The 14,649-nt window shown below is 70.3% G+C and carries 9 protein-coding genes and 1 pseudogene; 2 read left to right on the forward strand and 8 right to left on the reverse strand.

Annotated elements, in window-relative coordinates:
* Nucleotides 1-27: 27 nt before the first annotated feature.
* The 5 genes from FCI23_RS16805 to FCI23_RS63750 all read right to left on the reverse strand — a co-directional run bounded on the left by FCI23_RS16805 (nucleotide 28) and on the right by FCI23_RS63750 (nucleotide 5,235).
* Complete coding sequence (locus tag FCI23_RS16805) at nucleotides 28-1,155, reverse strand: LLM class flavin-dependent oxidoreductase (protein ID WP_136724719.1); 1,128 nt, start codon at nucleotides 1,153-1,155, stop codon at nucleotides 28-30.
* Nucleotides 1,156-1,169: 14 nt separating this feature from the next.
* On the reverse strand, nucleotides 1,170-2,279 hold the full coding sequence (locus FCI23_RS16810; RefSeq protein WP_136724720.1) for an LLM class flavin-dependent oxidoreductase: 1,110 nt from the start codon (nucleotides 2,277-2,279) through the stop codon (nucleotides 1,170-1,172).
* Nucleotides 2,276-3,658: an NtaA/DmoA family FMN-dependent monooxygenase gene (locus FCI23_RS16815; RefSeq protein WP_136724721.1), complete on the reverse strand. Its 1,383-nt coding sequence runs from the start codon at nucleotides 3,656-3,658 to the stop codon at nucleotides 2,276-2,278. The genes FCI23_RS16810 and FCI23_RS16815 overlap by 4 nt, the downstream gene beginning before the upstream one ends.
* Nucleotides 3,659-3,678: 20 nt before the next feature.
* Nucleotides 3,679-4,893: an LLM class flavin-dependent oxidoreductase gene (locus tag FCI23_RS16820; protein ID WP_136724722.1), complete on the reverse strand. Its 1,215-nt coding sequence runs from the start codon at nucleotides 4,891-4,893 to the stop codon at nucleotides 3,679-3,681.
* A 75-nt stretch (nucleotides 4,894-4,968) separates the two neighbouring features.
* Nucleotides 4,969-5,235, reverse strand: a complete 267-nt coding sequence (locus tag FCI23_RS63750; protein ID WP_407645975.1) for a putative leader peptide — start codon at nucleotides 5,233-5,235, stop codon at nucleotides 4,969-4,971.
* A 262-nt stretch (nucleotides 5,236-5,497) separates the two neighbouring features.
* On the opposite strand from FCI23_RS63750, the gene FCI23_RS16825 reads away from it, so the two are divergent.
* On the forward strand, nucleotides 5,498-6,421 hold the full coding sequence (locus tag FCI23_RS16825) for a hypothetical protein (protein ID WP_136724723.1): 924 nt from the start codon (nucleotides 5,498-5,500) through the stop codon (nucleotides 6,419-6,421).
* 33 nt (nucleotides 6,422-6,454) lie between these two features.
* On the opposite strand, the gene FCI23_RS16830 is transcribed toward FCI23_RS16825, so the two are convergent.
* The 3 genes and pseudogenes from FCI23_RS16830 to FCI23_RS16840 all read right to left on the reverse strand — a co-directional run bounded on the left by FCI23_RS16830 (nucleotide 6,455) and on the right by FCI23_RS16840 (nucleotide 11,130).
* On the reverse strand, nucleotides 6,455-7,483 hold the full coding sequence (locus FCI23_RS16830; RefSeq protein WP_136724724.1) for a LacI family DNA-binding transcriptional regulator: 1,029 nt from the start codon (nucleotides 7,481-7,483) through the stop codon (nucleotides 6,455-6,457).
* A 105-nt stretch (nucleotides 7,484-7,588) separates the two neighbouring features.
* Nucleotides 7,589-8,466 (reverse strand): annotated as a pseudogene (locus FCI23_RS16835) (ABC transporter permease); the annotation flags it as partial.
* 57 nt (nucleotides 8,467-8,523) lie between these two features.
* A complete protein-coding gene (locus FCI23_RS16840; RefSeq protein ID WP_246143759.1) occupies nucleotides 8,524-11,130 on the reverse strand; it encodes a PA14 domain-containing protein in 2,607 nt (868 codons plus the stop codon).
* Between the two features lie 709 nt (nucleotides 11,131-11,839).
* Here FCI23_RS16840 and FCI23_RS16845 point away from each other — a divergent pair.
* On the forward strand, nucleotides 11,840-14,455 hold the full coding sequence (locus FCI23_RS16845; protein WP_211265357.1) for a glutaminase domain-containing protein: 2,616 nt from the start codon (nucleotides 11,840-11,842) through the stop codon (nucleotides 14,453-14,455).
* The last annotated feature ends 194 nt before the right edge of the window (nucleotides 14,456-14,649 follow it).

The following is a 14,649-nucleotide window of genomic DNA, read 5'->3' on the forward strand; positions in this document are numbered from 1 at the left end:
GCGAGGCACCCCCGTACCGGCCACAGCTCAGCGGCGTTGCCACTCCTCGGCGAGGAGTTGGTAGGAGCGCACCCGGTCGGCGTGGTCGTGGGTGATGGTGGTGATGATCAGCTCGTCGGCGCCGGTGGCTTCCTGGAGTTGTTCGAGCCGGTCGGCGACGCGCCCCGGGGAGCCGACGAACTGGGTGTCCACACGGTCGGCGACCAGCGTGCGGTCGGCGTCGGTCCAGGCGTGGGTGCGGGCCTGCTCGGGGCTCGGGAAGGGGATGGCGCCCTCGGCGGTGCGGATGCTGCGGACCCACAGGCCGTAGCCGGTGGCGAGCTCGCGGGCCGTCGCGTCGTCCTCGCCCACGACGACGTCGGCGGAGACGCTGACGTAGGGCTTGTCGAGGTCCTCGGACGGCTGGAACGCGGCGCGGTAGCCCTCGGCCGCCTCCAGTACGGTGGCCGGGCTGACGTGGTAATTGGCGCCGAAGCGCAAGCCGTTACGGCCGGCGACCTGGGCACTTTCCCCGCCGCTGCTGCCGAGGATCCACACCTGCAGCTCGGCGCCCTCGCCGGGTACCGCGTGCGCCTCGATTCCGTCCGCGGACCGGTACTCACCCCGCAGCAGCGCGAGGATGTCGTCGACCTGCTCGCCGTAGTCCTGCGCCTGGGCGTTCGGCTGCTGCAGCAGGTGCCGCTGGAGGGCGATCCGGGGTGAGCCGAGCAGGTGTGCGAAGGAGAACCGTGGCGGGATCAGCAGCCCGTTGGGGGTGCGTCCGTCGACGACGGGGGTCGCGGTCGGCAAGGGCCCGGTGGTCTTTCCGGGGGGACGTCCGCCGGAGCGGCCGAGACCCAGGTCGAGCCGCCCGGGGTGCAGGGCGTCGATCAGCCCGAACTCCTCGACGGTGGACAGGGCGGTGCGGTGACCGAGCAGTACCGCCCCTGAGCCGATCCTGATCGTGGAGGTCGCGGAGGCGGTCAGGGCCAGCACGACGGCGGGAGAGGTCCCGGCCACACCCGGGTTGAGGTGGTGTTCGGCGAACCAGTAGCGGGTGTAGCCGAACCGCTCGGTCTGCTGGGCGAGGTCGATGGTGCGGTGCAGCGCCTCGGCGGCGGTGGAGCCGGACGAGACCGGCACGAGGTCGAGAACCCCGAGAGGGATACCGGACATGATCGGGATACTCCTCAGCGGTCGGCGGGCCCGGGCTCGGGCTGGGGCACGGACGCGGGCCCGGGCCCGGCGAGTACCGGGGCCCAGGGAAACGGCGGGTCGGGGATGTCGCGCCGCAGTACGGGGGCGATGTCGGACTGGAAGAGTTCGAGGGAGGCGCGGTGCTGGGCGCCGGTGAGACCGCCCGCGTCCGCGTGCAGGTGCAGCACGCTGTGTCCGAACTGTTCGTGGTAGCGGTGCACCTTCTCGATCACCTGCTGGGGGCTGCCGATCAACGCCGAGCTGCGCTCCACGAAGTCCTGCAAGGTCGGGAACACCGGCTCGACGCCCAGCCGTTTCTGGAACCCGAGATAGCCCTCGAACACCGGCCGGTAGGCGGCGATCGCCTCCTGCGAGGAGCGGGCCGCGTAGTACCCGGCGGTTCCCGCACCGACCACGGCCCGGCCGGGGTCATGGCCGTAGTGTTCCCACCGCTGCCGGTAGTAGCGGATCAGTTCGGCATACGGCCCGATCGGGTTGCTGACGTTGGCCGAGAACAGCGGGTCACCGTAGCGGGCCGCGAGATCGACGGACTCCCGGCTGGTCGCGCTGCCGTGCCAGACCCGGACGGGCTGCTGGAGCGGCCTGGGCCACACCTCGGCCCCGGCCAGCTCCGGGCGGAAGCGCGGGGAGGCGGTCACCTTGTCCTGCCGCCAGATCCGGCGGAACAGCTCGTAGCTTTCGGCGTTACGGTCCCACTGGTCCTCGGGGGTGACGTGGAACAGCTCACGCTGGGCGGTGCCATTGCCCTTGCCGATGATCAGGTCCAGGCGGCCCGCGGACAGATGGTCCAGGGTCGCGTAGTCCTCGTAGGCACGCACCGGATCGAGCAGGCTCAAGGTCGTGACGGCGGTGAACAGCCGGATCCGGGAGGTGAGAGCGGCGATGTGGCTGAGCACGACCGGGGGCGAGGAGGAGATGAACGGCCGCTCGTGGCGTTCCCCGACCCCGAAGCCGTCGAACCCGAGCTCCTCGGCGAGCAGCGCGTTGTCGATCACCTCACGGAAACGCTCACTGGTCGGCTTCAGCACGCCGGTCACCGGGTCCGGGGCATGCACGATAAGGGTGATCGCCAGGAACTTCACAACGCCGCCCGCCCGGTGAACGGCTCCGCGCCGGCGTCGGGCTCGGCCAGCCCGAGGTGGTCCCGCAGCGTGGTGCCGGTGTAGTCCTCCCGGAACACCCCGCGTTCCTGGAGCAGCGGGACGACGGTGTCGGCGAACACGTCCAGGCCCCCGGGTGTGATGTGCGGGACCAGGATGAACCCGTCAGCGGCGTCCGCCTGCACGAAGGAGTCGATGGTCTCGGCGACCGTGGCCGGCGAGCCGACGAACGACTGCCTGCCGGTGGTCTCGATGACCAGCTCGCGGATCGACAGCCCTTGCGCCGCGGCACGCTCGCGCCATTCCCTGGCGACGGCCAGCGGGTCCCGGTGCATCCGGACGCTGGCCCTGCCCTGGGCGATGGTGTGCTCGCCGGGATCCGGATCGATGTCGGGGAGCGGGCCGTCCGGGTCGTAGCCGGACAGGTCACGATTCCACAGCTGCTCCAGGAAGTTGATCGCGGTCTGACCGCTGACCTGCTGGCGCCGTATCTCGTGCGCGAGCTCGTGTGCCTCGGCGTCGGTGTCGCCCAGGACGAAGGTCGCGGCCGGCAGGATCAGCAGCTGGTCGTGGCGGCGTCCGTGTCGGGCCAGGCGGCCCTTGACGTCGGCGTAGAACTCCCGGCCGGCGTCCAGGGTGCTGTGCCGGCTGAAGATCGCGTCAGCGCCGGAGGCAGCGAACTCGCGCCCTTCAGGGGAGTCACCGGCCTGGAAGATCACCGGGCGTCCCTGGGGGCTGCGCGGAACGTTGAACCGCCCGGCGATGTCGAAGTGCTGTCCCTGGTGGACGAACGCGCCGGCCTGGGCATCCTTGAGGAAGGTACCGGACCCCTGGTCGGCCACGATCTCGTGCCCCTGCCAGGAGTCGAACAGCTCGGTGGCGGTAGCCAGGAACTCCTTGGCCCGGGAGTACCGCTCCTCCTGGGGGAGGAACCCACCCCGGCGGAAGTTCTCCCCGGTGAAAGCGTCCCAGGAGGTCACCACGTTCCAGGCGGCGCGCCCGCCCGACAGATGGTCGAGGCTGGCGAACTGCCGGGCCACCTCGTAGGGCTCGTTGAAGGTGGAGTTGACGGTACCGGTCAGGCCCAGACGCTCGGTCACGGCGGCCAGCGCGGACAGCACGGTGAAGGTATCGGGCCGGCCCACCACGTCCAGGTCGTAGATCCGCCCGCCCTGCTCGCGCAGCCGCAACCCCTCGGCAAGGAACAGGAAATCGAACTTCGCGCGCTCGGCGGTCCGCGCGAAGTGCGCGAACGAACTGAACTCGATATGGCTGCCCGCCCGCGGGTCGCTCCACACCGTGGTGTTGTTGACGCCGGGGAAATGGGCCGCGAGATGGATCTGCTTAAGTGGCTTGCTCATGGTCGGACGGTCCCTCCAGCTCAGACGGCGGCGGCGTAGCGGTTGGCGGGGCGGGGCAGCCCGAGCAGCCCGCGCAGGGTGTCGGCCTCATAGGCACGCCGGAACGCACCGCGACGCTGAAGCTCGGGCACCAGGCCGCGGGTGATCGCCCGCAGGTCGTGGCCGAGAACGCCGGGGCGCAACCGGAAGCCGGACAGCCCCGCCCGCTGCCACTGCAGGAGCAGGTCGGCCAGCTGGACTGGGGTCCCGGTGAACACCTTCGCGTCGCTGGTGTAGGCGTAGCCCGCGAGGCCGTCCAGACGGGCGAGGCGGGCCGCCGCCGCCGGATCGTCGTCGAGAAAGACCACCAGGTCACCGAAGACGTGCACCAAATCCTCCGCGCGCCCTGCCGCGGCCTGGGCGGCGCGGATCTCGTCGACGATGGCGCCTGCGTGGGTGGCGTCGTGCGGGGTGACATAGCCGATGTCGGCCGCGCCGGCCACCAGATGGAAGGGCACGCTCCGGTGCGCCAGTGCGCTGACGACCGGCTGTCCCTGCGGTGGCCGCGGCGTGATCGAGGGCCCCTTGACACTGAAGTGCCGGCCCTCGAAGTCGATGTAGTGCAGCTTGTCGCGGTCCACGAAGCGCCCGGTGGCGGCGTCGCGTATCTCCGCGTCGTCCTCCCAGCTGTCCCACAGCCGGCGCACCACCTCGACGTAATCGGCGGCCTCCTCGAAGAGCTCGGCGGTCACCTCCCGGACTTCCGGGGCGTCCAGGTCCTCGATGCGCAGGCGCGGGAACGTACGACGGCCGAAGTGCGCCGCCTCGTGCTGCCGCGCCGACACCTGGACCCGCAGACCCGCACGACCGGCGCTGACATAGTCCAGAGTGGCGACCGCCTTGGAGGTGTGGAACGGCTCGGTGTGAGTGGTGACGACCGTGGGCACCAGCCCGATGTGGTGGGTCAGTGGTGCGACGCGGGCGGCGATGAGCACCGCGTCCAGCCGCCCACGCACCTGGTCGGTGCGCTCGTCCGGCTCCGCGAAGTGCGAGGACTGAAGGCCCAGCGCGTCCTCGAAGGTAACAAAGTCCAGCAGGCCGCGTTCCGCCTCGGTGACGAGGTCGGCCCAGTAACCGGCGGTGAGCAGGTCCCGGGGCCGGGCCTGCGGCTCGCGCCAGGCAGCCGGGTGCCAGCCCGCGCCGTCGAGCGCGACGGCAAGATGTATCGGTGCGGGGGATGAATGGGGTGCGGACACGAAAGGGCTGCCTTCCTGATCGACCGGACGTGGTCGCCGGCCCTCAGTCGGAAGGCTCGGCGGCGGGGGAACAGGTCAGGCGCAACAGAGTGCGCCGGCCACCCGCTGCAGGTCGATGTGGGGCCGGGAATACAGGCGGACGCACCGGCGCGGTGCGAGGACGGTGACCGTGAACCGGCAGGACACAGGCCGCATCGATGTCACCTCCACCCTTCCCGCCTGGCGGGCCCGAGAGCCTCGCCGGCATCGCGCTTGCGGAACGGCACGCGGGGCCCATAGCACCGCGCAATCCCGGGAGATCATGCCCACACCGCCGTCGCCACAACGCGAGGGCCACGCCATTTATTCCTTATTCCACCCGGCCGCGTAGCCGCTACGTGTGCCACGTTCGGTCGTCGTCGCGGGTCTGGACGGGACAACGTTCGAAGACGTGTCCTGCGCCCCGCAGGGCAAGCCGGCAGAGCACCACGGTACGGCACCGGCCACTCCCCCGTAGTAGTTTCCGGTTCAAGTTGTACAGTCGGCCGCACGCGGAGAAGACTGCGCGCATGAGCGAGATTCTCAGCACGGCCCGGACCGGCCGAGGTGGACCCCACCGCGCTGGATGATCGCAGCAGGGGCGACCGTGGGAGCGGTCGCGGTCCTCACAGCGGGCATCGTCGCGGTGAGCGGTCCGGACAAGCCGCACCAGGCGGCCTCCGCACCGGCCTCGTCATCACCCCACCCGTCCGGCATCGTCTTCCCGGACGGCCCGGACGCCACTGTCGCACCGGGTCAGACGCCCGGCATGGTGATCAAGTGGGCGGCCCTGGACGGGGATTCCGCATGGGACCAGCGGGACCGCGCGTCCGGTTCGGGCCCCTGGACAGTGACCGTACGGCGCCACGACGGCTCGGTAGGCATAAACAGCGCGGTGGTGACCTTCCCGGTGCCCGCGCCCGGGAAGGGACGCGCTGTCGAGGTCGGCGGGGCCTCCGGGACAGCCGGCGACGGTGAGATCACCTGGCGGATCGGCGGCGCGTACGCGCGGGTCCGGGGTGATCTGCCCGAGCCTGAGCTCGTCGCGATCGCCGCCGCGACGACTGTCACGGCCGGCCGGCCGGCGGTCGCACCGCCGGCCGGGTTCTCGGTGACAGCGACCGCCCCGTCACGGCCCCGCGATCTGCGCGAGGTCCGGTACCTTTCGGCAGCCGCCGGGGAGGCCGCGGCGCTCTCCGAGGGGGTCACGTTCACCGGCGTCGTCCGCTGCGGCGGGTTCGAGGACCGGCTGTACGCCGCGAAGGCCCGAGCGGCCGGCACGGTGCACGGCAAGCCCGCGGTCGTCACATCCGCGCTGGAAGGCGACGGCCTGCTGGCCTGGGAGCCGACGCCCGGCGTGGTGGCCTACGTCGGGTACAGTGGCGCGCCCTTCACCGGAGCCGCCGTCGCCGCTCTGCACCGGATCGCCGAGCGGACCCGTCTGCTGGATCCCCAGCAGTGGCAGGCCACCGGCGCACAGACGACCAACGGGGTCAACGACTTCGGCTGACCGCTCAGGGTCTCCAACGCGATCACGGAGCGCTCAGGGCGTCCGGCGGGCGGTGGACTCACGGACCACCAGCCGGAATCCCGGCCGGGCCCGGCGGGGTTCCGCGGCGGGCGGGCCGGAGGGCGAACGGGCGAGCCGCTGGACCAGACCGTCGACGGCAAGGCGGGCGATGGCCTGCTTGTCGGGCGAGATGGTGGTGAGGGAGACCCCGCCGAACCGGCCCTCCTCGATGTCGTCGAACCCGACCACGGCCACGTCCTGGGCCACCCGCAGACCCCGCTCGGTGAGGGTTCGCATCGCGCCGAGGGCGATCAGGTCGTTGTAGGCGAAGACCGCGTCCGGTCGCTCCCCGCGGTCCAGCAGGGCGGCCATCGCGGCGGCGCCGTCCGTTCGCCCGTAGCCGTCGGTGGCGATGACCAGGGACTCGTCCGGGACGAGTCCCGCGGCCCGGATCTCTTCCCGCCAGCCCCGCAGCCGCAGGTGGGCGGGCTGCCTCTCGCTCTCGAACCGGGCGCCGAGGAAGGCGATGCGCCGGTTCCCGAGGTCGAGCAGGTGGCGCACGGCGGTGCGGGAGGCCGCGACGTTGTCGATCGCGATGTGGTCGTAGGGGACGTCGTACTGACGCTCCCCGAGCAGCACCAGCGGTGCGGTGTCGGTGCGGCCGAGCAGGTCCTCGGTCTCCAGCTCTATCGGGCTGAGGATGAGGCCGTCGATGACATGGGAGCGGAAGCCCTGGCAGACCAGGATCTCCTTCGCCCGTTCGCCCGCGGTGTGGTCGAGGAGGACGGTGTAGTCATGGCGGGCGGCGGCGTCGATGACCGCCCCGGCCAGATCGGCGAAATACGGGTTGCTCAGCTCCGGAACGGCCAGCGCGAGGATTCCGGTGCGGCCCTTGCGCAGATGGCGTGCGGTCAGGTTGGGGCGGTAGCCGAGTTCGTCGATCGCCTGCTGGACGCGGGCTCGCGTGACCGTCGTGACGTGCGGATAGTTGTTGACCACGTTCGAGACGGTCTTCACCGATACGCCCGCTCGCAGTGCGACGTCCTTCAGGCTGACGCCCACGGCGCTCCTTCTATGTGCCCAGCCGTTGTGCACGGCGGTGTATGGCAGTGTATGTCCCTGGTCGCGTGCTCCGGGTCCCGGGCTCCCCCCGGGACCCGGCGTCCTTCATATGGTCGTTCGAGCACGTCCCAGATAGCGCTGTGCCACGACCACCACGACGAGGAAACCGCCGCTGACCACGGACTGGTAGGAGGAGTTGAGCGAGCCGATCTGATTGATGAGGTTCTGGATCACCCCGAGCAGCAGCACGCCCCACAGGGTGCCGCTGACCGAGCCGGCGCCGCCCACCAGGAGCGTGCCGCCGATGACGACGGCGGCGATGGCGTCGAGTTCCATGCCGACGCCGACGATGGTGACCCCGGAGGAGAGCCGGGCCGCGTTGAGCGCTCCCGCGAAGCCGGCCAGCAGGGCGCTGAGGACGTACACCAGCACGCGGGTGCGGGCCACCGGAAGTCCCATCAGCGCGGCGGCATCGCTGCTGCCCCCACCGCGAAGAGCGACTGGCCGAACGAGGTGCGTTGCAGGATCAGGCCGCCCACGCCGAAGAGGCCGAGGGCGATCAGCACCGGATAGCCGAAGCCGCCCACGGTGCCCTGCCCCAACTGGGCGAAGGCCGAGCCGCGTTCCACGAGATTGGTCGTCGCTCCCTCGTGGGTGATGTTGAGCAGCAGGCCGCGGGCGGCGAGCAGCGAGGCGAGCGTGACAATGAACGGCGCCATGCCGGCGCGTGCGATCAGCAGACCGTTGACGGCTCCGAACGCCCCGCACACGGCGAGCGGCAGCAGCAGCGCGGGGAGCATTCCCCACTGCGACGCCCAGGCGGCGAGGACGCCGCCCAGGGCGAACACCGACCCTACGGACAGGTCGATGCCGCCGGTGATGATCACCAGCGTCATGCCCAGAGCGACGATGGCGAGGAAGGAGGCCTGGACGGTGATGCCGCGGGCGTTGTCGAGAGTAGCGAACGCCGGGAAGAGGAAGGACGAGGTCACGGCGACGGACGCCGGCGATTACCACGACCACCGGAACGGGACGGCGGCTCAGGGTTGTGCGCCGGTACGGCCTGCTGCCGCTCCGGCGGCGATGACCTGCCGGTTGATGTCCCTGACCCGTACGGGATCCAGCTTGAGCACCGCGCGGTCGTAGGTCAGGAGCCCGTTGAGCTCCCCCTCCACGTCGGTGATCTGGGTGTAGACGGATCCGGAAAGGGAGCCGGCGGCCCCTGGGATCAGCCTCCGGGTGTTGGCGACGTACGCCTCGGTCAGCGCCTCGGAGTCCGGGACGTCCCCGTAGTTCTGGCCGCCGGACACGTTGGCGATGTGGCCGGGGACGGTCAGGGAGTAGCCGCCGTGCTCGCCGTCGGCCGCGGCCCGGGTCCCGTCGGGGGTGGGCGAGGCAGGCCCGTGGTAGTCGTGGTAGTCGATCAGGTCACCCATGCCGGAGTCACCTTGCGAAGCACAGCAGTTGACTCCGGAGTGGGCGTCGACCAGGCGGGAGGGGTCCTGCTGCTTGACCGCGGTGGCCAGCTCGCCGGTGGCCGTCCGGCTCGTCTCCCCCCAGCCCTCGTTCATCATGGTCCACATCACGATGGACGGGGAGCTGATGTGCTGGTCCACGATCGTGTGGACCTGGTTGGTGAAGGCCTTGTCGGTCTCCGGAGTGGACGGCGCTCCGGGGTTGCGGCTGGGCATGTCCTGCCACACCATCAGCCCGAGTCTGTCGGCCCAGTAGTACCAACGGGCCGGCTCGATCTTGATGTGTTTGCGGACGGTGTTGAAGCCCAGGCTCTTCTGCTGCTCCAGATCGGATCGCAGAGCAGCGTCCGTGGGGGCGGTGTAGAGGCCGTCGGGCCAGAAGCCCTGGTCCAGGGTGGCCAGCAGGAAGGTGGGCCGGCCGTTGAGTTCGATCTTGCTCGCACCGCCGACCTTGGCCACCTCGACCGACCGCATCCCGAAGTAGGAGCCCACCGAGTCCTTCGAGCGGCCGTCGGAAAGCTGGACCTTGAGGTCGTACAGGAAGGGGTCGTCCGGACTCCACAGGCGGGGGTTGGCGATGGCGAGCCGCAGCGTGTCGCCGGCCTTGCCGGAGACGGCACCGACCGCTTTGTGTCCCGCGTACGCCGTGGCGGTCACCCGGGCCGCCGGGCTGGTGCCCGCGGCGGGGCGCACGGTGACGGCCAGTGAATCGCTCTTGAGGTCCGGGGTCAGCACGAGCGAGTCGACGGCCGCGGTGGGAACCGGCTCCAGCCAGACGGTCTGCCAGATGCCCGAGGTCGAGGTGTACCAGATACCGCCGGGCGTGGGGGTCTGCTTGCCGACGGCGTAGCTGTTGCCGTCGGTGGTGTCCCGGACCTTGATGAGCAGGTTCTGCGGGCCGTGCCGGGTGACGGCGTCGGTGATGTCGGCGCTGAACGCCTCGTAGCCGCCGGTGTGGTGGGCGACCTGCTTGCCGTTGACGTAGACCCAGGCCTCGTAGTCGACGGCGCCGAAGTTCAGCCGCAGGCGCTCGTGGGAGCCCGCCTGCCAGCTCCGGGGCACCTCGAAGCTCCGCTGGTAGAGCGACCAGTCGTGGTGCGCGGCGACACCGGAGAGCGCGGACTCCATCGGGTACGGGACCAGGATCCGGTCGCTCAGCGGCCCGGTCGGCAGCGCCGCGTCCTGCTCGGTGGACTGGAACTGCCAGGTGCCGTTGAGGTTGAGCCAGTTCTTCCTGGTCAGCTGCGGACGCGGGTAGTCCGGCAGCGCGTTGGTCGGGGACACGTCGGCGGCCCACTTGGTGGCGAAGTACCACCGGGAGTCGTTCTTCGCGGCCGCGGTGAAGACCTTCAGGTCCCCGTTGGACGTCATGATCCCGCCGTAGCCGTCGTAGCTCACCCGCACGGGGGCGTTGAGCGAGATGGGCGTCTTGGAGGTGACCACGAGCCGGGAAGCGTCGAGCGGGTCCTTCGCCACCTCGCCCGTCCATACGACGCCGCCGGACACGACGGCGAGGTGCTTCGCGGCGTCGGAGGGCAGTTGCGTCACCGGGGCGTCGAGCTGGATCGTGGCCTTGGTGCCGGCCGGGTCGATCGTGGCGCTGGCGTCGGCCTGCGTGAATCCGGCGGGCAGCCGCAGCGCCGCGTCGGGGAGGGGTTGCCTGGCGAAGCCCGGCCCCGACCACTCGGTGTGCAGGTAGGCGCCGCCAACGCCCTGGTTGTAGTCGAAGGCCAGCTGGTGCGGGCCGGCCGTGAGCGTCAGGGGTTGTGACATGGTCTGGACGTCCCAGTCGGTCGTCCAGTGGTCGATGACGCTCGATCCGTCCAGCGACATACGGAACCCGTTGTCGCCCTTGATGAAGAACGTGTACGTGCCGTCCGCGGGCACCTCCAGCTGTCCGGTCCATCGCACAGCGACGTTGTCAGTGCTGCCGGCGAAGGTCCGCAGTGCTGGAAGCAGGTCATCGACATAGAGGGACGAGTCGATCGAAGTGCCGGTGTACGTGGCGAAGTCCAGCGCTGTGCCGTTGGAGCTGCGGTAGTAGTCGCCCCGCAGGCCCTGCCCCGCGGAGGCGGACGGGGTGCCGGCTGCGGAAGGCGCGGCCGTGATCGCCGCGGTGCTCGCCGATGCCGGCGCCGCGAGCGCCGCGCCGAGTAGGAGAGTCAGCAGCATGGCCGCACGGCCGAGGAACCTTGATCGTAATCCGCCAGGACGCATGGGTCGGGACGCCTTCCCTCAGATTGCGTGGTCGCCACCGGTGGGGACGGTCTCGGCGGGGTCACCGAGCCCCGACGCAGGCCGCAGAACACCAGAACCGGTTGTGTACAACGTTAGAAATTTGACGACGAGGAGGATGAAAGCAGACCCCTTCAGGTGGTGTCCAGACCTCGCGCGCGAAATATTGAATCCCGGAAACGTGCCAGGCGAAGCGCGGTAAAAGAGTGCTGCGCGGGACCTGGACAGCGGTCGCCAGGCATGCTGTCATTCGACTGACGCCGTGTTTCCATCGTTATAAAGACGGCCACCGAAGCACCCGTTCGACCGGTTTCCCCCGACCCGCACCTCGGGCCGCCCGGCCTCCGGCTTCCGCGTCCGAGCCGGTCCATCGGATGGAGTAACGCAATGACACCGAACTCCCCGCCTCCGCAGTCCACGGCGAGGTCGGCATCTCACCCCTGATAACGATGTCTGAATCCGGCGGTCCACCGCGCTTTCAGGGTCCTCCGAGGGCTGGTCCAGGTCAGGTCGACTGACTACCCCGGCCTGCCGGGCACTGAGCAGGTCGGGCGCGGCGCTGTCGATCCCATGCCGCCGACCGGCGCGGTTCCGCGTGCCGTCCGCCTCGCCCACCTCCTCCTGCCCTCTCCCGAAGGAGTCCCCCGTGTCTCTCCCCGAAGACCGCGACCGCCCCATACCCGGCCCCGCCCGGGCCTTACCGCCGTTTTCCCGACGTGACCTGCTGCGGTGGAGCGGTGTGGCCGCCGTGGGTGCCGTCACCATCGCCGGGCCGCTCGCCCGGCCCGCCTCCGCGGCCCAGCCCGCGCCGCACGCCGCGGCTTCGACGTTCAGCCCGCTGCGTCCGCCCGCCACCCCGCTCGCCGTACGCTCCCCGTACCTGTCCACCTGGCTGGCCGGGGACAACCTCGCCGGCACCTGGCCCACCTTCTGGAACGGGCACATCACGGCACTGTGCGGCATCGCCCGTATCGACGGCACACCGTACGTATTCCTCGGCAATCCGGGCCTGCCGAGCGGCCCGACGCTCACCGTGATGACGCAGGCCTCGCTGCAACTCACCGCCACCCGCTCGATCTTCACACTCACCGGGGGCGGCGTCACGCTGACGGTCACCTTCTTCTCCCCCGTGGACCTCGGCAACCTCCAGCGCCAGTCGGTGCCGCTGAGCTACATCAGCGTGCAGGCCGCCAGCGCCGACGGGGCGAGCCACTCCGTCGACCTGCACCTCGACGCCTCCGCCGAGTGGGTGCACGGCGACAACTCCACCCTGGTCACCTGGGCCCACCAGCAGACCGGCAGCATGACCGCCCTGACCTGCCAGCCGTCCAGCCCCGGGGTGCTGCAGGAGAACGGCGACCAGGCGTCGTGGGGCTCGCTGGTCCTGGCCGCCCCCACCACCGGCCAACTGACCTGGCAGATCGGCCAGGACACCGTGGTGCGAGGGGCGTCCGCCGGAAACGGGGTACTCGCCAACACCACCGACACCGCCCAGCCCCGCGCCATCAACGACCGCTGGCCCGTCCTCGGCCTCAACCAGAGCCTGGGCACGGTCACTTCGAGCAGCCCGTCGGCGGTGTTCCAGGCCACGGTCGGCCATGTGCGTACCCCCGCCATGAGTTACCTCGGCACCAACCTCAACCCGTGGTGGACGCACTACTGGGGCTCGTGGACCGACATGCTCGACTGGTTCAACGCCGACCACTCCGCCGCCCTGACCGCCGCCACCGCCCTCGACCAGCAGATCCACACCGACGCCGCAGCAGCGGCGGGCGGCGGGGACACCGGCGAGCACTACGCCGCCGTCTGCGCCCTGGCGCTGCGTCAGGCGGTCGCCGGTACGGAACTCGTCGACCGGGGCGGCTCCCCGTGGGCCTTCCTCAAGGAGATCTCCTCCGACGGCAACGTCTCCACCATCGACGTCACCTACCCGGCCTCCCCCGCCTACCTCTACCTCTCCCCCGCGTATCTGCGGCTGCTCCTCGAACCCCTGCTGACCTACGCGGAGAACGGCGGCTGGCCCAAGACCTTCGCCGAGCACGACCTCGGCTCCAGCTATCCCAACGCGGCCGGGCACAACGACGGCAACGAGGAGGACATGCCGGTCGAGGAGTCCGCCGACATGCTGATCATGGCGGCGGCCGTGATCCAGCGCCTGCCGGCCGCCCAGGCGTCCGCCTTCGCCACCGCCCACTACACGATCCTCCGCCAGTGGGCCGAATACCTCGTGGCCAACGCCCTGGACCCCGGCTACCAGAACCAGACCGACGACTTCACCGGCTTCATCGCCCACAGCGCCAACCTCGCCCTCAAGGGCATCATCGGCATCGGCGCCATGAACGTGGTGGCCCGCGCGGCGTCCAACACCTCGGACGCGTCGCACTACTTGGCGGTCGCCCGCGGCTACATCAGCCAGTGGGTCACCCTGGCCGAGGATTCCTCCGGTTCGCACCTCAAGCTCGCCTACGACCAGGACGGCACCTGGAGCCTGAAGTACAACGGCTTCTCCGACCGCCTCCTCGGCCTGGACCTGGTGCCCACCGGGGTCGCCGCCCAGGAAGCCGCCTGGTATCTGTCCCATGCCGGTACGTACGGTGTGCTGCTGGATCCGCGCAACAGCTATACCAAGACCGACTGGGAGATCTGGACCGCCGCCTGGCTGGCCGACCACCCGGACACCCGCTCCATGCTGGTCAACGGCGTCTACGGCTTCGCCAACACCACACCGCAGCGGGTGCCCTTCTCCGACTGGTACGTCGTCGGTTCCGGCGCCCAGCAGGGCTTCGCCGACCGGCCCGTCATCGGCGGCACCCTCGCCCTCCTGAACACCCCGGCGGCCTCCGCCGTCACCTGGTCGCGTATCCAGAACCGCAACTCCGGCAAGCTGCTGGCCGTCAGCGGCATGTCACTCGCCGACAGCGCCGAAGTCACCCAGTACGAGGACAACGGCACCGCCGACCATCTGTGGACCGTGGTGGCGGGCAGTGACGGGACCGTCCGGATCTACAACCGCAACAGCGGCAAGCTGCTCGCCGTCCACGACCAGAGCACCGCCGACGGCGCTCACGTCCAGCAGTACAACGACAACGGCACCCAGGACCACCTATGGCGTTTTGTCGACAATGGTGACGGCTGGATGAAAATCGTCAACGTGCACAGCGGAAAGCTCATGGCCGTCGACGGCGCGTCCCAGGCCAACGCCGCCCAGGTGACCCAGTGGAACGACAACGGCACCACCGACCACCTCTGGCGGCTCATCTGACGCGCCGGGCCGCCGGGACGGCAGGAGCGGGTTCACCTCCTGCCGTCCCGGCGGCCCGTGGCAGAAGATTTAGTCCGGACCATTGACGCCAGGGCGGCCCGGTGGCACCTTCGCGATGATTACGTTTCCAACAGCAGGCCGCCCCGACAGTTCGACAACGTTGTCGGGCGCCTGAGTTCGCCCCGTCCGCACAC

Source organism: Actinacidiphila oryziradicis, assembly GCF_005047355.1.
GTDB classification, from domain to species: domain Bacteria; phylum Actinomycetota; class Actinomycetes; order Streptomycetales; family Streptomycetaceae; genus Actinacidiphila; species Actinacidiphila oryziradicis.